Source organism: Collinsella sp. LCP21S3_D3 (assembly GCF_052118305.1).
In the GTDB taxonomy this organism is placed as follows: domain Bacteria; phylum Actinomycetota; class Coriobacteriia; order Coriobacteriales; family Coriobacteriaceae; genus Collinsella.
Map to the genome: position 1 here is coordinate 30,608 of NZ_JBQKHK010000014.1, position 23,282 is coordinate 53,889.

Annotated in this window: 14 protein-coding genes; 9 read left to right on the forward strand and 5 right to left on the reverse strand. The window is 61.1% G+C overall.

Features of this window, described 5'->3' with window-relative positions; all coding sequences use genetic code 11:
• The first annotated feature begins 77 nt into the window (after positions 1-77).
• The 3 genes from glgA to ACTQ1S_RS07260 all read left to right on the forward strand — a co-directional run bounded on the left by glgA (position 78) and on the right by ACTQ1S_RS07260 (position 6,339).
• Positions 78-2,498 carry a glycogen synthase GlgA gene (gene glgA, locus ACTQ1S_RS07250; protein ID WP_441547400.1) on the forward strand — a complete coding sequence of 807 codons (2,421 nt, stop codon included), beginning with the start codon at positions 78-80 and terminating at the stop codon, positions 2,496-2,498.
• 219 nt (positions 2,499-2,717) lie between these two features.
• Complete coding sequence (locus ACTQ1S_RS07255; protein ID WP_441547401.1) at positions 2,718-6,014, forward strand: 4-alpha-glucanotransferase; 3,297 nt, start codon at positions 2,718-2,720, stop codon at positions 6,012-6,014.
• An 88-nt stretch (positions 6,015-6,102) separates the two neighbouring features.
• A complete protein-coding gene (locus tag ACTQ1S_RS07260; RefSeq protein WP_154518065.1) occupies positions 6,103-6,339 on the forward strand; it encodes an FmdB family zinc ribbon protein in 237 nt (78 codons plus the stop codon).
• Positions 6,340-6,799: 460 nt separating this feature from the next.
• On the opposite strand, the gene ACTQ1S_RS07265 is transcribed toward ACTQ1S_RS07260, so the two are convergent.
• The 5 genes from ACTQ1S_RS07265 to gltX form a co-directional block, all read right to left on the reverse strand.
• Positions 6,800-8,200: an RsmB/NOP family class I SAM-dependent RNA methyltransferase gene (locus tag ACTQ1S_RS07265; RefSeq protein WP_441547402.1), complete on the reverse strand. Its 1,401-nt coding sequence runs from the start codon at positions 8,198-8,200 to the stop codon at positions 6,800-6,802.
• Positions 8,197-9,117 carry a methionyl-tRNA formyltransferase gene (gene fmt, locus ACTQ1S_RS07270; RefSeq protein ID WP_441547403.1) on the reverse strand — a complete coding sequence of 307 codons (921 nt, stop codon included), beginning with the start codon at positions 9,115-9,117 and terminating at the stop codon, positions 8,197-8,199. Before fmt ends, ACTQ1S_RS07265 begins: the two co-directional genes overlap by 4 nt.
• A gap of 327 nt (positions 9,118-9,444) precedes the next feature.
• Positions 9,445-9,981, reverse strand: a complete 537-nt coding sequence (def, locus tag ACTQ1S_RS07275) for a peptide deformylase (RefSeq protein WP_118449363.1) — start codon at positions 9,979-9,981, stop codon at positions 9,445-9,447.
• 18 nt (positions 9,982-9,999) lie between these two features.
• Positions 10,000-12,471 carry a replication restart helicase PriA gene (priA, locus tag ACTQ1S_RS07280; RefSeq protein ID WP_441547404.1) on the reverse strand — a complete coding sequence of 824 codons (2,472 nt, stop codon included), beginning with the start codon at positions 12,469-12,471 and terminating at the stop codon, positions 10,000-10,002.
• 70 nt (positions 12,472-12,541) lie between these two features.
• Positions 12,542-14,017: a glutamate--tRNA ligase gene (gene gltX / locus ACTQ1S_RS07285; RefSeq protein ID WP_441547405.1), complete on the reverse strand. Its 1,476-nt coding sequence runs from the start codon at positions 14,015-14,017 to the stop codon at positions 12,542-12,544.
• Between the two features lie 407 nt (positions 14,018-14,424).
• Here gltX and metK point away from each other — a divergent pair, with 407 nt between their 5' ends.
• The 6 genes from metK to ACTQ1S_RS07315 all read left to right on the forward strand — a co-directional run bounded on the left by metK (position 14,425) and on the right by ACTQ1S_RS07315 (position 23,077).
• The gene (gene metK, locus ACTQ1S_RS07290; protein WP_427747377.1) at positions 14,425-15,705 is read left to right on the forward strand and encodes a methionine adenosyltransferase; all 1,281 of its coding nucleotides are present in this window, start codon (positions 14,425-14,427) and stop codon (positions 15,703-15,705) included.
• Positions 15,706-16,048: 343 nt separating this feature from the next.
• The gene (sdaAA, locus tag ACTQ1S_RS07295; protein ID WP_441547406.1) at positions 16,049-17,656 is read left to right on the forward strand and encodes an L-serine ammonia-lyase, iron-sulfur-dependent, subunit alpha; all 1,608 of its coding nucleotides are present in this window, start codon (positions 16,049-16,051) and stop codon (positions 17,654-17,656) included.
• A gap of 416 nt (positions 17,657-18,072) precedes the next feature.
• Entirely contained in the window at positions 18,073-19,530 is a 1,458-nt protein-coding gene (locus ACTQ1S_RS07300) for a L,D-transpeptidase (RefSeq protein WP_441547407.1), read from the forward strand.
• Positions 19,531-19,659: 129 nt separating this feature from the next.
• Positions 19,660-21,093 carry an efflux RND transporter periplasmic adaptor subunit gene (locus ACTQ1S_RS07305; protein ID WP_441064220.1) on the forward strand — a complete coding sequence of 478 codons (1,434 nt, stop codon included), beginning with the start codon at positions 19,660-19,662 and terminating at the stop codon, positions 21,091-21,093.
• Positions 21,093-21,866 carry an ABC transporter ATP-binding protein gene (locus tag ACTQ1S_RS07310; protein ID WP_427717357.1) on the forward strand — a complete coding sequence of 258 codons (774 nt, stop codon included), beginning with the start codon at positions 21,093-21,095 and terminating at the stop codon, positions 21,864-21,866. The genes ACTQ1S_RS07305 and ACTQ1S_RS07310 overlap by 1 nt, the downstream gene beginning before the upstream one ends.
• The gene (locus ACTQ1S_RS07315) at positions 21,863-23,077 is read left to right on the forward strand and encodes an ABC transporter permease (RefSeq protein ID WP_441547408.1); all 1,215 of its coding nucleotides are present in this window, start codon (positions 21,863-21,865) and stop codon (positions 23,075-23,077) included. Before ACTQ1S_RS07310 ends, ACTQ1S_RS07315 begins: the two co-directional genes overlap by 4 nt.
• The last annotated feature ends 205 nt before the right edge of the window (positions 23,078-23,282 follow it).

Below are 23,282 nucleotides of genomic sequence, written 5' to 3' on the forward strand. Positions count from 1 at the left end.
TAATCGCACGAAACTTGTAGAATAGTCGCCCGGTTAGCGCCAGGCGGCTATTCTCGAATTGCAACATGGGAGACATAATGGCACAAACCAGCAAAAAGATGCAGATCGTGTTTGCCTCGGCCGAGTGCGCGCCGTTTGTTAAGACCGGCGGCTTGGGTGACGTGGCGGGCTCGCTGCCTGCGGCACTCGTGCGCGCTGGCGCCGAAGTCATTGTGATGGTGCCCAAGTACGCCACCATCAAGGACGAGTACAAGGCGCAGATGGAGCACTTTGCCGACTTTTACGTGAGCCTGAGCTGGCGCAACGAGTACTGCGGGTTGGAGAAGCTCGAGCACGACGGCGTCACCTATATGTTCGTGGACAACGAGCACTACTTTGCGCGCGACTATCCCTACGGCTTCTTTGACGATGGCGAGCGCTTCGCGTTTTTCTCCAAGGCCATCACCGAGAGCCTGCAGCACCTGCCCGAAGGCTTTGAGTGCGACATCCTGCACTGCAACGACTGGCAGACGGCGCTGGCGCCCGTGTTCTTGCGAGAGTTCTACCAAGGCCTGCCGCTGTACGACCGCGTCAAGACCGTGTTCTCGATCCACAATGTGGCGTTCCAGGGCCAGTTTAGCGACACCGTGATGGAAGACATACTGGGTATGGCGCATATTCCGGCAGCCGCCACGCAGTTGCGCTGTGACGCCTGCAGCATTAACTATATGCTGGGCGCGCTGCACTATGCCGATGCCATCACCACGGTGAGCCCCACCTATGCGAGCGAGATCCAGACGCCCGAGTTTGGCGAGGGCCTGGACGGCGTGCTGCGCGAGCGTTCGTACGCTCTGCAGGGTATCCTCAACGGCATTGACGTTGTGGGTTTTGATCCGGCGACCGACAAGCGCATTGCCGCCAACTACACGGTTGATGACCGTGCGGGGAAGGCCGTATGCAAGGCCAAACTGCAGGAGGAGTTGGGGCTCGAGATTCGCAACGACCGCCCGCTTATGGTGATGGTCACGCGCCTGACGCGACAGAAGGGCATGGACCTAGTCATGTACGCGCTCGACCGCATCCTGTCCGGTGGCGTTCAGGTGGCCGTGCTGGGTACCGGCGACCGCGACTACGAGGACGGCCTGCGCTACTTCCAGGGCAAATACCCCGGCACCATGGCGGCGCGTATCGAGTTTGACCCGGCACTTTCGCAGCGCATGTACGCCGCCGCCGATATGTTCCTGATGCCCTCGAAGTTTGAGCCCTGTGGCCTGTCGCAGATCATCGCCATGCGCTACGGCACCCTGCCCATTGTGCGCGAGACCGGTGGCCTGAAGGACACCGTGCAACCGTACAACGAGTTTACCGGCGAGGGCACGGGCTTCTCATTTAGTCACTTTAACGGCGACGAGATGGGCGACGCGGTGTTCCGCGCGGCTCGCCTGTTCTGGGATAACCGCAAGGCCTGGGATCAGCTGGTCACGCAGGCCATGAGCCAGGACTTTAGCTGGACACGTTCGGCCGATAAGTATCTGGACCTGTACTTCTTTATGCATCCGGAGATTGAGAGGCCGGTGGCAGTGGAGGCTGCTGCGGCTGTGGAGGAGCCCGCTGCTGCTGAGGCCGAGCCTGCGGCACCCGTTAAGGAGCCCGCTGCTGCCGAGGCCGAGCCTGCGGCACCCGTTAAGGAGCCCGTTGCTGCCGAGGCCGAGCCTGCGGCACCCGTTAAGGAGCCCGCTGCTGCCGAGGAGCCCAAGGCCGAGGAGAAGCCGGCTGACGACGGCGAGGTAAAGCCCACGGCGAAGCCTACCGCCAAGAAGACGACGACCCGCAAGACAACGGCTAAGAAGGCCACGACCACGAAGGCCGCTACGAGCAAGACCACTACTTCCAAGGCAACCACCACGCGTAAGCGTACGACCGCCGCTGCCAAGAAGGCTGTCGAAGCCGAGGCCGCTCCCGAGGTAAAGGCCGAGGCCACCGCTGAGGCTACCATTGCCGAGGCTAAGACCGCGGCAAAGGCTCCGGCCAAGACCGCTGCCAAGAAGACGACCGCGACCAAGACCGCAACCAAGACCGCAACCGCCAAGAAGGCCACGGCTGCGAAGTCGCCGGCGACCAAGACTGCTACGACGAAGGCCGCCGCGAAGACGGCCCCGAAGGCTGCTGCAAAGCCCGCCGTCAAGGTCGAGGAGGCGCCCTCCGAGCCCAAGGCCGAGGCAACGGTCGAGGCAAAGCCGGCCGCCAAGACCACCACACGCAAGCGCGCCACGACAACGGCCAAAAAGGCTACGACCAAGACAGCCGCTCCCAAGGCAGAGGCTAAAGCCAAGGACAAACCCGCAGTAAAGGCCGAGCCGGAACCGAAGGCCGCCGAGGTCAAGACCGCTCCGAAGGCTACGGCAAAGACTGAACCCGCCAAGAAGGCCCCGGTCTCCCCCGCCGCTCCAGCCGAGGAAAAGGCTCCGACCAAGAAGACCTCCGTCCGCAAGGCAACGGCCACCCGCAAGCGCCACTAGCCCACAGACGATCTAAAACCTAATAAAAACCCTAAACAAGGGGCGCTCCAACCGGGCGCCCCTTCTCTGTAGATAGTTGGTAAAACGATTCTCTAGGACAACCGTTCGCCGATAGTGAGCGACTGTAGTTTATACAACTAAAGTGCAACGGATATACTTATGCACTGTGCGTTAAGCCCATGACCCGCTGGCCATGATTGTATAGAACTGGACCGTACTATGAGATTGATACACAACAGCCGCCTGACGCAGTTTCGCACTCCTTTTGGCGCTGTGACCACTGGAACTTCCGTTTCGCTTTCGGTGATTTTGGAGGATGCCGACCCCAACCAGGCAACGCTCACCCTGCGCACCTGGGTCGACGGCATCGGAGAGACCTTAATCCCCATGGAGCACAAGGGCGATGGCATCTTTACCGGTGAGCTCAACTGCGCCGAGCCCTGTCTTGTATGGTACAGCTTTATATGCAATATCGAAGGCCAGTCCGAGGTCCGCTTGGGTGCGCCGCAGGGTCGCACCGGCGGCGAGGGCGTTGTATACGACTACGCCGAGGTTCCGTCCTTCCAGATTACCGTCTACAAGCACCGCGAGAACCGTCCCACCTGGTACGAGCACGGCATGGTCTACCAGATCTTCCCCGACCGCTACGCCCGCGACGAAAACTGGCGCGAACGCACGCTGGCCGAGGTCGAAAAACCGCGTAACGGAATCCAGCGTCGCATGGTCGAGGACTGGAACGAGCCGCCCGTGTACGAGCGTGCCGAGGACGGATCCATCAAGACCTGGGATTTTTACGGCGGCTCTCTCAAGGGTATCCAAAATGACCTGCCCCGCATCGCCGAGCTGGGCTTTACGGCCATCTACCTCAACCCGATCTTTGAGGCCGCGAGCAACCACCGCTACGACACGGCCGATTACACCAAGATCGACCCGATTCTGGGAACCGAGCAGGACTTTACGGAGCTATGCGAGGCGGCCGAGAAGCTCGGCATTTCCATCATCCTGGACGGCGTCTTCAACCATACGGGCGACGACTCGATCTACTTTAACCGCTACGGCAACTATCCCGGCGTCGGCGCGTGGCAGAGCGAGGACTCCCCGTGGCGCGATGCGTTTACCTTCCACGAGGACGGCACGTATGACTGCTGGTGGGGCGTGAGCAACATGCCCGCCCTCAACGAGAATTCCGAGCTCGTGCGTAAAAAGCTTCTGGGCAAGGACGGCGTCATTCGCAAGTGGCTGCGCGCCGGTGCCCACGGCTGGCGACTCGATGTGGCCGACGAGCTTTCCGATGACTTCCTGGCCGATATCAAGGCCGCCGTGCTCGAAGAGAAGCCCGATGCGCTGCTGCTCGGCGAAGTCTGGGAGGACGCTTCCAACAAGATCAGCTATGGCCATCTGCGCCGTTATCTGCAGGGCTCCGAACTCGATTCCGCCATGGACTACCCCTTCCGCGACATGGTCATCGGCTTTTTGATGGGCTACAGAGATGCTTATCAGGCTGCCGAGGACATCGAGACACTGCGCGAGAACTACCCGCGCGAGGCACTGGCCTGCGCGCTCAATCTGCTTTCGAGCCACGACCGTCCGCGCATTATCTCGGTGCTCGGCGGTGGTCCCGACGAGTCGCAACTACCCGAGAGCGAGCGTAGTAAATGGCGCTTGGACGAGAACTCCATGGACCTGGCCAAGAGGCGCTTTTGGTTGGCGACGCTCATGCAGATGACCTTCCCCGGCGTGCCCTCGATCTATTATGGCGATGAGTACGGCCTGGAGGGCCTCACCGATCCGGGCAACCGCCGTACCCTGCCGACAAAGGACCAGCTCCACGATTTCGATACGCTGGCCATCGTGAAGAACGCATCCGCCCTACGCCGCGCGTTGCCTTTTATGGTTGACGGCGAGATCAAGGCCTTCGCGCTTAACGACGACGTCCTAGCCTACACTCGCACGGGCAAAGACGGCGAGTCCGCGACTGTTATCGTCAATCGCAGCCTACGCAATTCGCACCGCGTGACGATTCCGGCGCTCGGTGAATGCGCGAGTGACGTGATCAGCGGCCACGAGTGCGAGATCCACAACGGCACGGTTACGCTCGACCTGTACCCACTGGGCTCTTCGATCATCTATCACCATGCCGAGAGGCGCCTGCAAGAGCCGCTCGATCATGGTGCGGGCGTCGTGTGCCACATCACCTCGGTGCCGACTGACGATGGCAAGCCGGGTACGATCGGCGCACCCACGCGCCGCTTTATCGACCACCTGGCCGCCATGGGCATGCGCTACTGGCAGGTCCTGCCCGTCAACCCGACGGATTTCTTCCGCTCCCCCTATGCCGGACCCTCGGCTTTTGCGGGTAACATCGACCTGCTGCCCGAGAGTCACGAGGAGCTGGCCGCCGACTTCGCTTCTTGGAAGGCCCGCGGCGGCGAAGATGCCGACCCGCTGTACACCGCGTTTAAACATCGCAATGCCGATTGGCTCGAGAAGTACTGCGTCTACATGGCCGTTAAGAAATACTTTGAGGGCGAGTCGCGCCACGATTGGCCGGCAGATGTCGCGCGCTACAACGAGCATCTGATCGACGACAAGCGCTTCCACGACGAGGCCGAGCTTCAGGCCTACATGCAGTACCGCTTTGACCTGGCTTGGTGCGAGCTCATGAACTATGCGCACAAGAAGGGCATCGAGGTCATCGGCGATATCCCGATGTATGTATCGGACGATTCGGCAGATGCGTGGAGCGAGCCCGAGAACTTCTGGCTGTCCGATACCGGCAAGGCAATCGAGATCTCCGGTGCGCCGCCCGACAACTTTGCGCCCGAAGGTCAGGTGTGGGGCAACCCCACCTTCCGCTGGGATCACATGAAGGAGAGCGGCTATCGCTGGTGGCTCGATCGCCTGCGCCGAGCGTTCGCGCTCTACGACCGCGTGCGCCTGGACCACTTCCTGGGCTTCCACAACTACTTTAGCATTCCCGCTGGCAAAGCCTGTGCCGACGGCCGCTGGCTTGCTGGTCCGGGCAAGGACCTGTTCCAGACCGCCTACGACGAGCTGGGTCCGCTCAATTTTATTGCCGAGGATCTGGGCTATCTGACGCCTGGCGTTCGCGCTATGGCTTCGACCTGCGGTTTTCCCGGCATGGACGTACTGGAGTTTAGTGACTACGACGTTCGCTGCGGAATTCATCCCACGCCGGGCAAAATCCTGTACACCTCGACGCACGACACTTCGACGCTCGCTGGCTGGTGCACGCGCTCCTTTGCAGGCGGCGACGAGACGAGCGGTGCTGAGGTGGCGTCCAAGCTGATGGGCGACGCGCTCGCAAGCGACGCCCCCCTGGTGATGATGCCGCTGCAGGATGTGCTGGGGCTGGGCGACGACGCACGTATGAACGTGCCGGGTGTAGCCACAGGCAACTGGACGTGGCAGGCACAAGAGGCAGACGTTGCGGAGGCCGAAGAGAAAACTGCGAAGCTCCTGCGCAGCACCCATAGATTCTGGGGCGAAGCGTGATAAAACCCCCGATATGGGGTACAGTTACAGCTGTTTGAATTTTTGCGGGCAGAGCGATCTGCCCGCTTTGTGCTGAAAAGGAAGAATTATGGCGCGCTACGAATATAAGTGCACGAGCTGCGGCAACGTTTTTGAGGTTGAGCACCCCATGTCCGAGACTCCCGAGGTCGTATGCCCCAGCTGCGGCGCCCCGGCATCCAAGACGTTCTCGGCCAGCGGCATTAAGTTCGACGGCAGCGGTTTCTACAACACCGACCAGCGCAGTGGCGGGTCCAGCACCAGCGCCACCAGTGGCTGCTGCGCCGACTGCCCACATAACCACTAGCGACAAGCGGTCCCGACACCCAGGCTTCCTGATGAGTTGCGGTGAAATAGTTCCTGAATCAGCCCTTTCAAGGGCCAAACAGGATCCATTTCACCGCAACTTTTCTTTAGATCGGATTTCGGGCTGATGCTAAGTTTGTAACATTTCAAAACCCTGCCGGATTACGGGGCCGAATTGGCAACCTCTATCCATTCCGGTCATTTGCAAATTTCAACAAACCATCTACCTGCGGTTTTATTTAGGCCATTTTTGCTGTGGTCAGGCATCACCAATCTTGCCCCGTAATCCGCCCTACTTTTGATAGCAGCGAGTATGAAACGGGGCTATTTTTCCCACTCTTTAGCTAATTTGGGACGGGGCTTTTTTAGCTGCCCCAGCTGATAACGCAAATGTTTGGCCCACTGGCGGCCAGGGCAGCTAAAAAAGCCCCGTCCCAAATTAGCTACCCTTGGAATCCGTTTTACTTGCGGACCAGTCTGGCGCAGAAGTGGCCGTCGTAGGAGTCGGCGTTTGCGGGGACGCTCTGGAAAAGTCCACGGTCGTTCTGGCGTACCGATACGAGTTTCTTGGCCTGGGCGAACTCTGGCAGCTGCAGAATCTGCGCCTCGGAGAGCGGCGCCACGGAAAAGCCGTCGCCCTCGGGAGAGGCTAGGAAGGCATCAACGACCTGCGTGTTCTCCTCGTCGAAGACCGAGCAGGTGGCATAGATAAGCTCACCGCCGGCAGCCACGCGCGCGGCTGCTTCCTTGAGCATCGTCAGCTGCAGGCGGGGCAACTCCGTCGTAACGTCGTTCTCGGTCAGACGCCACGGAATCTCGGGATGACGGCGCATGGTGCCGGTGCCCGAGCACGGAGCATCGATAAACACCGTGTCGAACAGGGCAGGCTCGCCAAGCATCGCGTCAAAGGACGTGAGCACCTCATTAAGCTCGCAGGCATCGCCCGACACCGTACGAACACCCGTAATACCCGCCTTATGCAGACGTGCGAGATTCTGGTCGCACTTGCGGTCGTGCAAATCGAGTGCGGTGTGCTGGCGGTCATAACCGGCACGTTTGGCCTGGCACATCATCACATAGGTCTTGGTGCCACGACCGGCGCCAATCTCTAGACAACGCCCGGGACGGGTCGCCGCGGTAGCGATGAGCTGGGCGTTAAGGTCCGAGGCCACGGCAGCTGCGCGCTCAAACACACCCGACGCAACCGTGGCCTGCGCGTCGACCGGCGCATGGCAACCCGGGAACACGGGTGCCACAAGCTGCGAAATGTACGGATCGGGTTTTGTTGCAAAGGCATTCTCGTGCAAAGCCAGCGGCGCGGGCGCCAGATTGCCGGCAAAGCCGAGCGCGCCCTCGGGTGTATCGAACGACGCCATAATGCGAGCGCACAGCCAGCGCGGCATGCCCATCAGGCGAGATAGGCGAACCAAACGACGCTCGGACTCATCGGCATCCGCCGCAGTGGCAAAGTCCTCGACGTTGTTCGCGACCTTATGCAGCACGGCGTTCGCCAGTCCTGCGGCAGACTTAGCACCGCTACGCACGAGCTCAACGCCCTGACTCACCGCAACACGACCCGGGGTATGCAGGTAGAGCATCTCGAAGGCCGAGATACGTAGTGCCATGCGCACACGAGGCGCGACCTTTTTGGGCTTATCGAGAAACTGGTCGAGCAGCTCATCCAAAATGCCCTGGGTGGCTGCAACGCCCAGTGCCAAACGAGCGGCAAAAGCAGAATCGCGCTGGTCGATGGCCTTGGCCGAGGCGCGGGACGAGAGCACGTCACGCGCGTACATGCCGCGGCGATCGGCCTCCATCAAAACATCAAGCGCGAGCTTGCGCGCGGGGGAAAGCTTACTCATGACAAAACACCCCACGAAAGATCCGCACCCTGCAGGCCGGCAGCCCAGGCAGAAGCAGCCATAGCACGCTTACCATCGGGCTTAACCTCGAGCAGTTCGACCGCGCCATCGGACAGGCCCAGGTAGACGCGCTTGGCCTGAACAGCGACGAGCCCCTCGCCAAGCGATACATCTGCCGGCGCGGCATCGAGGACGCGCACGGTCTTGCCGGCAATCACGCAGCGAGCGGGAGCGGTGTCGGAAGAGGCAAGCACATGACGCACGCAATCAAGCGCCCCCATCTGCGGATCCAGACGCATCTCCTGCTTGGAAATCTTGGCAGCATGCGTGACGAGCGACTCATCCTGCTCAGTCCAAACAGCCGAGCCTTCGGCTAGCGAGGGAAGCGTATCGGCAAGCAGCTTACCGCCCAGCTCACCAAGCTCCATCGTGAGCGCCTCGGCATGTTTACCGGCAACCGAGGTCGACACCTGGGCGCAATAAGCGCCCGTATCCACACCATGCCCAATGCGCATAATGGAAACGCCAGCAACCTCGTCACCAGCAAGAATGGCACGCTGAATGGGAGCGGCGCCACGCCAACGCGGCAGCAGCGAAGCATGAACATTCACAATACCGAGCGGCGCCATATGCAGCACCTCATCGGGCAAAATGCAGCCATAGGCAGCCACACAGAAAATATCGGCATCAGCAGCCTTAAGCCGATCAATAACATCCGGCGTCATACGATTTGCCTCAACAACGGGCAGACCAAGCTCAAGCGCCTTGGCCTTAACAGGAGACGGCTCCAGCTTTTTACCACGCCCGCGAACAGCATCGGGACGCGTAATTACCAGCGTAATCTCATTCCCAGCCTCAACAAGCGAAGTCAGCGACGGCACCGCGAAATCGGGCGTACCCATAAACACAATACGCATCAAGAACGTCTCCCCTCAAACAAAACCGAGACGGCTCCAAATAACAGCGGAAAGCCAAGTCACCAGCCCATCCGCAATAACAATTCAACAAGAACAAATATACCCAAAACCAAAGAAAGAGCCGCAATAAAAGCAGCTCTTCCAACAAAGCAATTATCAGCGAAGATGCCCCTCCCTGGCCCGACGGCACCCGGGCGAACCGAGCCAAGAACTAGTAGTCCCTGGGGCTGGCCGCCTATATATCATCCCGTGCTCAAACATTCTCGCTGCGCTGCGAAACTGCGCGCGGGACGATATATAGGCGGCCAGCCCCAGGGACGGACGACCTTATTCAGTCTCGCCCGGTCGAGCGCCGCGGGCCAGGGCGTCCTGGTACTCCTTGACGGCCTTGATGCGCTGCATCGGCTTGAGTCGCTCGAACATGGTGTTGCCGTGCAAGTGATCGATCTCGTGCTGCAGGCACACGCAGAACAGGTCGCCCGAGGCCTCATAGCGAATCAGGTTGGCATCCAGATCGTATGCCTCGACAACGACATGGTCGGGACGCTCGATCTCGCAGCTAATGCCAGGGATAGAAAGGCAGCCCTCGCTAAACGGCACCAGATGGTCACTCTGCTCAACAATGACAGGGTTGATGAGCACGTACGGGTCATAGTCGTTCTTGTCGGTGTAGTCGCAGTCGATGGTGACGAGCTGGATGAGCTCGCCGATCTGCGGGGCAGCCAGGCCGCAACCGCCGTTGTCGAACATCATCTTCTTCATCTTCTCGGCAAGCGCCTCGATCGCCGGGGTGATCTCCTCGATGACGGCGCACTCCTGGCGCAGACGAGGGTCGGGCGAAAGTACGATTCCGTTGGCTTCCATGGCCATCCTTTCGGGTTGTTACATCAAATCATAGGCGTCGACGTCAACGCTCACGCTCACGCCGCGCACGGAGCCCACCTCTTTGAGGCAGGCGTCGATATCATCAGAGACATGGTACCCTACCGGCGACTTTACAAGCAGATGGAAGCGGTAACGGTCTTTGGCTCTCTCGATTACACACGAAGCCGGGCCCAGCACCTGGGGCACGGCGCTTCCGGCCCGCAAAAAGTCAGGCGCGGCGGCATGCCAGCGGCGCTTGAGGAGCTTTGCGATGCGCCCAATGTAGTCCTGCGCATTATCACGATTCGCCGACCACACCAAAATGTTGACAAGACGCACGAAAGGCGGGTACAGCGCGTCGCGGCGCTGGTCCAGGTCGTAGTCGGTAAAGATCGAACGATCGTGCTCGGCGACGGCGCGAATGACCGGGTCCTCGGGCAGATACGTCTGGATGATAACCTCGCCGGGACGATCGCCGCGACCGGCGCGGCCGGCGACCTGTTCCAGCAAATCGTAGGCGCGCTCCCCCGCCCTAAAATCGGGCAGCTTTAACGCAAAGTCGGCATTGACCACGCCCACGAGCGTGACCTCGGGAAAGTCGAGGCCCTTGGCAATCATCTGGGTGCCCAGCAGCACCGCGCAATCGGCGGCATCGAACTGCTCGAGTAGTTTTTTGTGCGCATCCTTGCCGCGTGTGGAATCGGCGTCCATACGAATGACGGCGACATCCTCGGGCAGTATCTGGTGTAGGGCGTCCTCAATCTGCTGCGTACCCAGCCCCATTTTTGCCAGGTAGCGGCTGCCGCACTTGGGACAGCGACTCGTGGGCGCCGGATAGGGCTGCACGCGCCAGGAAGATCCGCAGGTGTGGCACTGCAGTGTGTGCGTGCGCTCGTGGTACGTGAGCGCGGTAGAACAGTGGTTGCAGGTGGGGACGCAGCCGCACTCACGGCACATCAAAAACGGCGCAAAACCGCGGCGGTTGTGCAGCAGTACGGCCTTCTCTCGGCGCTCGACCACGCGTTCCAAGCCGTCCATCAGCGGTTTAGAGAACATGGAGCGGCTGCCGTGCGAGAACTCGCGGCGTAGGTCGGCAATGCGGACCGTGGGCAGCACGGCGTGTCCCGGGCGCTCGGGCATCTCGACACGCGTCCAGGTGGCACCGTTGTACATACCGCGGCGACAGCGGTCGAGGGCCTCGGCCGAGGGCGTGGCGGAGCCCAACACGAGCGGGCACCGATAGCGGCGCGCCATCTCGGCAGCCACCTCGCGCGCATGGTAGCGCGGGCTGGAGCCCTGCTTGTAGCTGGTCTCGTGCTCCTCGTCGATGATGATGAGGCCAAGATCGCTGAGCGGGCAAAAGAGCGCCGAGCGGGCGCCCACGACCACGCGCGCGGCACCGCTGGCAACCATATCCCACTGGTCCAGACGCTCGCCGGCCGAAAGTCGCGAGTGGAAGACCGCGACCGTCTCGCCAAAGCGCGAGCGGAAGCGGCCGACGGTCTGGGCCGTCAGCGAGATCTCGGGCACGAGCACGCAGGCCGAACGGCCGGCCGCCAGCACGCGCTCAATGGCCGAAAGGTAAACCTCGGTTTTACCGGAACCGGTGACGCCATCGACAAGGACCACGTCGCCATGGGCATCAAGGCGGGCGCGTTCAATCTGCGCGAGCGCCTGCTGCTGGCCGTTGGTGAGAGAAACCGGCGCCTTGCCGCATGCCGAGGACAACGTGGTCTGCTCGCTACACCCACGCCAGGCGCGGCGCTCCTCCACCACCACGACGCCGCGTTTTTCGAGCGCTTTAATGGTCGCCGACATGCTGTTGTAGAGCAGGTTGAGGTCGCGCGTCGTGACCGGGCCGCATTGGAGCGCGTCGATGAGCTGACGCTGACGGACCGCTGTCTTGGGCGGCGTATAGTCGAAACCCTCGGGTGTGAGCATGACCCAACGGTTTTGGATGGGTTTTACGGCGGGGCGCTCAACGGTCCACACGCCGTCATCGCCCTTCACGACACGCGGACTGCCGCCCGGAGGCAAGAACAGACGCAGGCACTCGGAAAGCGTCGCGACGTACTCGTGGCTCATCCAGCGCGCAATGCGTGCAGCCTCGGCGGTAAAGAGCGGCTTGCTGAGGATGGCCTCGATGGGCTTGATGCGCAAGGGGTCGAGGGTGTCGTTGCCTTGCAGGTCGCCCAGCTCGGGCGCGATATCGACGATATAGCCCGCGGCCGCACGGTTGCCAAAGTGGACCAGGACCGTGGACCCGATCAGGGCATCGTTGGCAAGGGACTGCGGGATGCCGTAGTCGAATGGCTCGGAGAGCGCACGGGTCGGGATGTCGAGAACCACGCTCGCGTAGGCGGAGACGGGTTCGGGTGCGAGCTCGGGCTGCGCCGGGGCGGCGGCAGGGGCAGCGGACTTCGGAGCTTCCTTAGGTTCCGGCGAACCAAACAGCGACAGTTGCTCGGCCATGGTCTCTGTACCTCCCATCCCATACGTCTTTAGAAACAAGAGCCCCGCTCGGGTGAACGGGGCTCGGATACATGCGCTTACGCAGCTGCTACAGCGCCATCGTACGGGCGCGGTCGATACGCGCCAGGCAGTCGTCGCGGCCGACGAGCGCCATGGTCTCGCCCAGCGGGGGGCTCACCATGTTACCGCAGACGGCGACGCGCACAGCCTGGAACACCACGCGCTTCTTGAGGTCCATCTGCTCGGGCAGCGGCTCAAGCGCGGCGTCGATGTTGGCAGCCGTCCACTCATCCACGCCCTCGAGCGCGACCTTGGCGGCATCCAGAATGGAGCCCATGCCTTCCTTGGCCAGACCCTTGTTGACAGACTTCTCGTCATACTCGAGCGTCTCGGCCTTGGCAAAGATGGGGGCGGCGACGGTCACGGCGTCGACCGGCATCTTGGTGCGCGGCTTGACGATGGCGGCAAGCGCATCGATCCAGTCCTCGCCGTACTCGATGTTACCCTCGATCATACCGGCCTCGTGCAGCTCGGGGATCATGATCTCGTCGGCAAACTGGGCGTCGGACATGTTGTTGATATACTCGGCATTGACCCAGTCGAGCTTTTTGGGGTCGAAGGTCGCCGGGTTCTTAGAGATGCGGTCGAGCGAGAACTTACGGGCCAGAACATCGCGCGGGATGATCGTGGTCTCGCCGTCGAGCGACCAGCCGAGCAGCGCCAGGTAGTTAACGAACGCGTCGGACAGGTAGCCGGCGTCGCGGTACTCCTCCACCGAGGTGGCGCCGTGGCGTTTAGAGAGCTTCTTGCCGTCGGCACCCAAGATCATGGAGATGTGGGCAAACGTGGGAACGGGGGCGCCGAGGGCCTCGTAAACCATGACCTGGCGCGGGGTGTTGGACAGATGGTCGTCGCCGCGGATGACATGGGTGATCTTCATCATGGCGTCGTCGACGACGGTCGCGAAGTTATACGTGGGCGTGCCATCGGAGCGAAAGATGACAAAGTCGTCGAGCTCCTTGGCGTCGAAGGTCACCTCGCCGTGGACGGCGTCGTGGATGACGACATCGCCGCGGTCCTCGGGCACCTTGATGCGAAGGACGTAGGGCTCGCCGGCCTCGATGCGGCGGCGTGCCTCCTCGGGATCGAGATCGCGACAGCGGCGCTGATAGCCCTGGAAGGGGTCTTTACGCTCCTGGGCGGCCTTACGGTCGGCCTCGAGCTGCTCCTTGGTGCAGAAGCAGGGATAGGCCTTGCCCTCGTCCCAAAGCTTCTGGGCGGCCTGCTTGTACAGGTCCAGGCGCTCGGTCTGGGCATAGGGGCCATAGTCGCCGCCAACCTCGGGGCCCTCGTCCCAGTCCAGGCCCAGCCAACGCATAGCGCGCAGAATGATCTGCGTGTTCTCGTCGGTAGAGCGGGTGGGATCGGTGTCGTCGATGCGCAGGATGAACGTGCCGCCGTTTGCGCGGGCAAAAGCCCAGTTATAGATAGCGGTGCGGGCGCCGCCGATGTGCAGCTTGCCCGTCGGTGAGGGTGCAAAGCGGACGCGAACGTCTGATGCCATGGAAATCTCCTCGATTGCAGGATGGATGTCTAACCGTACCAGTATAAAGCAACAATGCCCACCTCCGCACAAAGGGCACCGACCCAGTCATCGAAGCCGGGTAGCTAATTTGGGACGGGGCTTTTTTAGCTGCCCCGGCAGGCTATCGGCTAAACCAGCAAACAATCAGCCGGGGTAGCTAATAGCTAATTTGGGACGGGGCTTTTTTAGCTGCCCCGGCAGGCTATCGGCTAAACCAGCAAACAATCAGCCGGGGTAGCTAAAAAAGCCCCGTCACAAATTAGCTACCCAATGAGTAGGTGCGGAAAGGGTGTGAATGTTGGATTTACGCGCTATGATGTGCCCCTGCATACAGAGCCCAGCGGAATGGTAACGGTCGCTGGGACACGGTATTCGAAAGGACAATCATGTCAGAAGAGCTTCGTTCCATCCCGCCCCAGCAGGGGTCTTTTGTGTTTACGTCGGAGTCGGTGACCGAAGGCCATCCCGATAAGATCGCCGACCAGATCAGCGATGCCGTCCTCGACGCAATCCTCGCCAAAGAAATAGAGCTGCAGGAGCAGGGCTATATTGCGCCCAACGGCGTGCCCGCCAACGTTGAAAACGTCCGCTGCGCCTGCGAGACCCTCGTGACCACCGGCACCGTCATCGTCGCCGGAGAGATTCGCACCCAGGCATACGTCGACGTGCAGGAAATCGCCCGTGGCGTCATCCGCCGCATCGGCTACAACCGCGCCAAGTTTGGCTTTGACTGCGATACCTGCGGCGTCATGAGCCTCATCCACGAGCAGTCCCCCGATATCGCCCAGGGCGTCGACGAGTCATTTGAGACCCAGACCGGCGCCACCACCGACCCGATCGACCTGATCGGTGCCGGCGACCAGGGCATGATGTTTGGCTACGCCTCCAACGAGACCAAGACCCTCATGCCCATGCCGCACTACCTGGCAAGCCGCCTGGCGGAACGCCTGTCCGCCGTGCGCCACGACGGCACCCTGCCCTATCTGCGCCCCGACGGCAAGACCCAGGTCACCGTGCGCTACGAGGACGGAAAGCCCGTGGAGGTCACAACCATCGTCATCTCCACGCAGCACGCTGCCGAAGTTGAGGACATGGGCAAGATCAAGGCCGACCTCATCGAGCATGTCATCGCACCCGTCATGGATGCCGAGAACATGCCGTGGGATGGCGCCGATATCTATGTGAACCCCACCGGACGCTTTGTCGTGGGCGGCCCCATGGGCGACACGGGCCTGACCGGCCGCAAGATCATCGTCGACACCTACGGCGGCTACGGCCGTCACGGCGGCGGCGCCTTTAGCGGCAAGGACTGCACCAAGGTCGACCGCTCTGCCGCGTACGCCGCTCGCTGGGTCGCCAAGAACGTAGTCGCCGCCGGTCTGGCCGATCGCTGCGAGGTCGAGCTGGCCTACGCCATCGGCGTGTCCAAGCCGCTGTCGATCATGGTCGACACCTTTGGCACCGCGCATGTTGCCGAGGACAAGATCGTCGAGGCCGTGGAGAAGACCTTTGACCTGCGCCCGGGCGCAATCATCCGCGACCTGGACCTGCGTCGCCCCATCTATGAAAAGACGGCAGCCTACGGTCACTTTGGCCGCGAAGACGCCGACTTTACCTGGGAGAAAACGGACCGCATCGACGAACTCAAAGCAGCCTGCGGCCTGTAAGCTAACGAGAAAAGCCACATCCAAATAAAAACGCACCAAAAAGAGGTACCGGAACAACCGGTACCTCTTTTTTATTTAAAGGTGGTGAAGATGAGCCGACCTGGGACATGGAATAGGTCACAGGCCGATAAATTTTGCAGCAGAGCGACTCCAACAATGTATCCTAAGTTCCGAGGACTTTAGTATTTGGTCGATCGCGAGTTCCGCACGAGCCGGAGAGCACTTAATGTGCTCTCCGTGCGAGCAGGACTGTCCGAGCAGGCGACCAAATACTAAAGCCCTCGGAACGACGGGACAGCGTTTGCCCCGCCCCTCGGGACGACGGGATAGAAAAGGAGCAGCCATGGCAGGCAAGCCGCAAACACTAGCTACGACCTCGGCATTCGAGATCTTGGGCCCCATCATGGTCGGCCCCAGCTCATCGCACACCGCCGGCGCCCTGCGTTGCGCCCAAGTTGCCGCCAGTCTGCTGGAAGGCCGCATCACCAAGGTCACCTTTGGCCTGTGGAACTCCTTTGCCCACACCTACCGCGGCCATGGCACCGACCGCGCACTCGTCGCGGGCATCTTGGGCCTCGACACCGACGACGAGAACATCAAGCAGGCCTTTGACCTCGCGCGCGAGCGGGGCCTCAGCTATCACTTTGACATTAAGGGCGACGACGCCTCCATCCACCCCAACACCGTCGACATCGACATGGTCGATGACACGGGCGCCACGGCGCAGGTCCGCGGCGAGAGCCTTGGCGGCGGCAAGATGCGCATCAGCCGCATCAACGGCGTCGGCGTCGATATCTCGGGCATGTATTCTACCCTGTTTGTGGCGCACCAGGACGTCCCCGGCGTTCTCGCCGCGCTCACGAACCAGCTCGCCTACGCACACGTAAACATTGCCTTCTGCCGCACCTACCGCACCGAGGTGGGCGGCCAAGCTTATTCCGTCTTTGAGACTGACGGCACCCCCGATGACATCGTCGTTCCCATGCTACGCATGCTCGACCATGTCGATTACGCCACCTTCATTGAGCTTCCCGGCTCGGCCTCATCGCTCTCCCCCGGCGTTTCCGCCAAGGAAATCTTCGACGATGGCGAACAGCTCCTCGACGCCTGCGCCGAACTGGGCCTCAACATTGGCGCCGTCATGGCCGTACGCGAAGCCCGCCTGACCGGCGAGCAGCACGCCGTCGCCGCCATGCGCCGCGTACTCGAGGTCATGCGCGAGGAGACAACGGCGCCCATCGCCGCACCGCAGCGCTCGCTCGGCGGGCTTATCGGCGGCGAGGCAAAACTCGTCGACGCCACATGCCGCAACGATCTGAGCACAAACCTGATGGGCGCCGTCCAAACCGAAGCCGTAGCCCGCGCCATGGCCGTGCTTGAGCGCTCTGCCACCATGGGCGTCATCGTCGCCGCCCCCACGGCCGGCTCTGCGGGCGTCGTGCCCGGCTGCGTGTTGGCGCTCGCCGACCATCTACAGCTCGATGACGAACAGGTCATGGACGCACTCTACTGCGCTGCCGCGATTGGTCTCAACCTCACCACAAGTGCCTGCGTCGCCGGTGCCGAAGGCGGATGTCAGGCTGAGGTGGGCAGCGCCGCCGCCATGGCCGCTGCCGCGCTAGTCCAGATGCTGGGCGGCACGCCCGAGCAGGCACTCGACGCTAGCTCTATCGCACTGAGCAATCTGCTTGGTCTTGTATGCGATCCCGTGGGCGGCCTTGTCGAAGTGCCATGCCAAAACCGCAACGCGATCGGCGTGGCGGCCGCATTTAGCTCGGCGCAGCTCGCCCTTGCAGGCATTAAGAGCCTGGTGCCGTTTGACCAGATGGCACACGTCATGCTCTCGGTGGGCCACGCGCTGCCGGCCACGCTGCGCGAGACGGCCAAGGGCGGCATCGCGCAGGCTCCGGCCGCGCTTTCGGCCTGTGCAAAATGCGGTGTGTGCGGATAAAGAGCAGTCCAAAACAAGAGGTGGGACAAATGTCCAACCTCTTGCCAATGCCACCGTTTCAATACCACAAACAACTAGGTAATCGCTATAATGCAAGCCCAGTAAAAACACGATGAGCCGCAAGGCGAAATTCGAAGGATATGCATACGATGTCGCAAAACGACCGCACCCAACTGATTCCCGATCCGCAGCAGCCTTCTAGGCCTACCGGCGGCGTCCAGTCGCCGCGCCCCATTACGCCAACGCGTAGCACAAAGCATGGTTCGGGAAACACCTCACAGCGCCAGAACCCTCATGCGTATCAGCAGCGTCAGAGCAATAAAGCGACTAAGCACGCGCCTTCACACACGCAAATCCATCACAAGGGCCCCCGTGGGTCAGAGAACCACGCCAACGGGAAAAAATCCGGGGCCAAAATGACCCTTTTCGTTGCTCTGGGCCTCATTGTTGTCGTTTACATTGTTGGCGTTGTCGCATTTTCGCAGGTAGCCTACCCCAACACCACTATTGCCGGCGTCGACGTCTCGTTCTCCAACGCTTCGTCTGCTGCCACCAAGGTCAACTCGGCATGGAAGCACTATAAGCTCACCGTGGCAGGCGATGACTTTAACTGGACCTATCAGCCCGAGTCCGATGAACCCATCGTCGACGGCGAAGCTGCCGCAAAAGAAATCATCAGCCGCAACGAAGCCTTTATATGGCCGGTCCGCCTTGTGGAATCCTTAAGCGGCAAGACCAAAACAACCGCTACCTCCAACGAAGTCGATCTTGAACAAGACGTCGACCTGTCCATGCTCTCTGACACCTTTGACCAAAAGAAGTTTGAGGAGGATCTGGGCGCCGCCATTGACGAGTTTAACGAGGGCCGTTCGGGTACGTTCGAGGCCAATAGCTCCTATGACGAGCAAGCCGGCAAGTTTACCGTCGAGAAGGCGCGCTCCAACGAAAAACTCAACCGCGAGCATGTCATTAAGTATGCCGAGCTCGAGCTTGCCTCGCTGGCCGAGACCGTAGATCTTTCCAAGCTCGGCAACGATGCCTATGAGCCGCTCAATGAAACGCTGACCAATGATCAGATTCAGGCCGCATGCGATGCCGCCAACAACTTCTTGGGCGTCAACGTGACCCTCAAGCTCAACGGCGAGGATGCCGGCAAGGTCGACGGCAGCTCCGTGTTGCAGTGGATCAGCTTTGCCGATCCGGCCAACCCCACACTCGATACGTCGCAGATCGGTAGCTGGGCAGCCGAGCTCGCCAACGGCTTTAATACCGTGGGCACCACCCGCTGGTGGACGCGTGCCGACGGCAAAGAATGTGCCGTCGAGGGCGGTGACTTTGGCTGGTCCGTCGATAGCGACGCACTCGCCAAGCAGGTCGAGGACGCCATTAACAACAAGCAGACCGGCGAAATCGAGATTAAGTACTCCCAGAAGGCCGACACCTATACCGCAAAGGGAGAGCCCGACTGGAAGGCGTATATCGACGTCGACCTGTCCGAGCAGCACGCGCGCTACTATGACGAGAACGGTAATATCGTTTGGGAAGCCAACTTTATCTCGGGCAAACCGGGAGAGGATGCCACCCCCGAGGGCGTTTGGCAGATCAATAGCAATGACGGCGCAAGCAAGCTCATCGGTGCCAAAGACCCAAAGACCGGAAAACCAAAATACGAAAGCCCCGTGTCGTATTGGATGCCGTTTGAAGGCAACATGGTTGGTTTCCATGATGCAACATGGCAAAACGATCAGAGCTTTGACGACCCAAATTCCTACAAATGGTGCGGCAGCCACGGTTGCATCAACTTGCGTCTGGCCGATGCCAAGGCACTCCACGATTGCATCAACGTAGGCCTATGCGTGGTCGTGCACTCGTAGGGAAACACGCCTTCGCACAACGGGGAACTGACGCTCCAATCTAACAGTTCCGAAAGAATCCGCCATATGCGCCCGCTTCTCGCGACGGGCGCATATACTTATCGAAGAACTTTCTATAAAGGAGACGCCATGTCGAATGTCCCCACCATCACCCCGGGACCGAATGATACCGAGCGAGCGCCCGAGGGTGCCACCGAAACGCTTCCCCTCATAACAAACATGCGCGCCACACAGCAAAACGGCAGCACAAGCGATGCAACCGAGATTTCTGACGAAGAGGCCTACGCCAAGCTCAAGGCGAAGCGTGCCGAGCGTCGGCGCAAAAAGCTCATCCGACGCGGCATTGCGGCCGGCGTCGTGGCCGCCATTGTGCTCATCGCCGTTGTCGTAACCTTCGTCATTAACGCACGGCCCGCAGGTACCAACGGGCCGGTGACCGACATGGTCACCGAGGGTACATTTACGACCACCGTCGAGGCTAAAGGCCAGCTCAAGCCTATCTCGGCTTCGGTGGTCTCCCCTTCTGTCGACGGCACGGTGGCATCGATCAACGTATCAGCCGGCCAGTCCGTTAACGAGGGCGATGTGCTCATGACCATTAAAAATGACGAGCTCGATCGCAACGTTGCCGAGGCGCAGCGCGCGGTGGCGGCGGCACAGGAAGACCTCGCCAACGCGCAGAAAGCGGTAGCTGCCGCCCAAGCCGCTCCGGCGACTGACACAGATGCGGCAGGCGCAAGTGGCGCCAGCGGTAGCACCGGCACGAGTGCCGACACGAGCGCCATCTCGAGCGCCCAACGTAACCTGGCCTCGGCCCAGGCGACCCTGGACCAGGCCAACGCCAAAGCCGCCGAGCGCACTGTGACCGCGCCCAGCTCGGGCAGCATCGTCGAGCTCAACGCCAAGGTCGGCGCCACGGTGACGGGCGGCATGATTATGGGCGAAGGCGATACGACCGGCGGCAAGCAGTGCATGCAGATCGCTGACCTCTCCAAGATGAAGGTCACCGTTCAGGTGGGCGAAAAGGATATCGCCAAGATCGCAGTGGGCCAGAGCGCCAACGTTACCTATCCGGCCTTTCCCGATATCGTGAGCCAGGGAACGGTCACGACAATCGCTTCGGTGGCAAACTCCGACTCCACCTACGGTGGCGGCGGTAGCGTGACCTATAACGTCGATATTTTGATTGACGCGCCCGACGCGCGCCTCAAGCCGGGCATGACCGCCGAGGTCTCGGTGGTAACCGAGCAGCTCGACGATGTGGTGATGGTGCCGACCATGGCGCTCATGACCGAGGATGGCGAGCACTATTACGTCAACGTGGCAACCGACGGTGAAGGCAAGGAGATGCGCCGCGTGAAGGTGACCATTGTGACGCAAAACGAAAACGACGCCGTGGTCGGCAAGACGCAGGTCAAGCGCGACGACCAGGGCAATGAGATCAACGCAGACGTACCGGTTACCAAGCTGCGCGACGGCGACACCCTCATCGTGGACACCGGCGCAGGCATGACGGCCGACGGCGACGACTCTGGCAGCATGTCTGCCGACGAGGGCTTGTAATGCGTCCCGTCATCAACATCCGCAACGTGCATCGCATTTTTGAGAGCGAGGCCGGCTGCGCCCATATCCTGCATAACGTGAGCCTGGCAGTGAATCCCGGCGAATTCGTGGCCATTACCGGCCCTTCTGGCTCGGGCAAGTCAACGCTCATGAACATCCTGGGCTGCCTGGACAAGCCAACGGCAGGCGATTATTACCTGCAGGGCCTCAACGTGGCGGAGCTCGACGATGACGAGCTCACCGAAGTCCGCGCCCTGAGCATCGGCTTTGTCTTTCAGAGCTTTAACCTGCTGCCGCGCCTATCGGTCATCGAAAACGTCATGCTGCCGCTGTCGTACACCAACGTGCCGCGGGCTCAGCGTGAGATGCGCGCCGTTCATGCGCTGCAAGCCGTCACGCTGCCGGTCGACCACTGGGACCACCGCATCTCCGAGCTCTCAGGCGGACAGATGCAGAGGGTTGCCATCGCGCGCGCCCTCGTCAACGACCCGCCCATCATCCTGGCGGACGAGCCGACGGGAAACCTGGACTCCGCCACCGGAGCGCTCGTGATGGAGACCTTCCACAAACTCCAGGAACGTGGCAAGACCATTGTGCTCATCACGCATGATCCCGGTATCGCCGCCGAGGCCGACCGTGCCGTAACCATTCGCGACGGCCGAATCCACGACGGCGCGTACATCGCGCACGCACCGCAGACCCTGCACGGCGCCATTGATAACCTGCCCATGATTTCCGCACACGCCAATCCGACGAAAGGAGTGAAGGCATGAGCACGTGCGACCTTATCCAAGAAGCCCTTCACTCCCTCGAGGCCAACAAGGGACGCAGCCTACTCACCATCCTGGGCATTGTTATTGGCATCGCCTCCGTCATTGCCATGACCTCGCTTATCGGCGGTATCCAAAACAGCCTGGTCAACAGCCTGGGCCTCAACGCCGCGCGTATGGTGCAGATTTATTCGTCGCAAGAGCTCACCGAGTCGGACGTTGAGAAGCTTCGCAAGATGGTGCCGCAGATCGAGCAGATCGGTATCGTGGACAGTGCCTATACCGAGTACAAGGCCGGTGACAAAAGCTATAACGTCATGGCGCAGGGCGTCGATAGCGACATGCTCGACGCAGTGGGAGCCAGCAAGCTCGTCGCGGGGCGCACCTATACCCAGGCTGAGTCCCAATCTGGCGCACGCGTGGCGCTCATCAGCCGCGGCGGCGCGGACCAGCTGTACGGCAACGAACAGGACGCGCTCGGCAAGACCATCAAGGTGTCGAACGGCGAGGTGCAGATTATCGGCGTTATCGACGGCGGCAGCGACTCCATGGGCTCACTCACGCTCTACATGCCGCGCGAGACCATCTCGGGCCTCTTTGGCGACGAGAACCCGTCTTTTCCCAGCGTAACGGCGCTCGCCGCCGAGGGTACGGACATGGATGAGCTGTGCAAGATGATTGAATCCAAGGTGCGCAGCATGAAGGACATCGCGGATGACGACGAATATGACAGCGTGTCGGCGACCTCAATGAAAAGCGCCATCGACGCCCTCAACTCCTTTATGGGCGCGTTTTCGCTCATCATGGGCGCCGTTGCCAGCATTTCGCTGCTCGTGGGCGGTATCGGCATCATGAACATGATGCTCACCAATGTGACCGAACGCATCCGCGAGATCGGTATTCGTCGAGCCTTGGGTGCCAGCCGTCGCGATATCACCGCACAGTTTTTGGCCGAGTCTTCGGCGCTGTGCATCACCGGCGGTCTGCTAGGTGTCCTGATTGGCTACCTGCTTGCCTGGGGCCTAGCGATGTTCGCCGCGGGTTCCGGCGCGCTTGGCGAACTCGGTGCCAGCGGTACCATAACGCCGAGTTTTTCGATCGCCACGGTGCTGCTGGCCTTTGCGGTCTCCGTCGGCATCGGCGTAATCTTTGGCTTCTACCCCGCCCGCCGGGCCGCAAAACTCGACCCCGTGGAGTGCCTGCGCTACCAGTAATGCAATCCCCCCCTGAGTTGCGGTGAAATAGGGAGTGTTTTAGCCGTTAAAAGGCCTATTCAGTCCTTATTTCACCGCAACTCGGAGGGGATAAGGCGGTAGTGTCGAGAAAGTTGGTGTAGTGCCCGATCCGAAGCGAGTCGGCCCGGCGTCCCAGAATCTGGAATACGGTTGATATCCTATGCCGCCTCGACCCTGTCCGCAA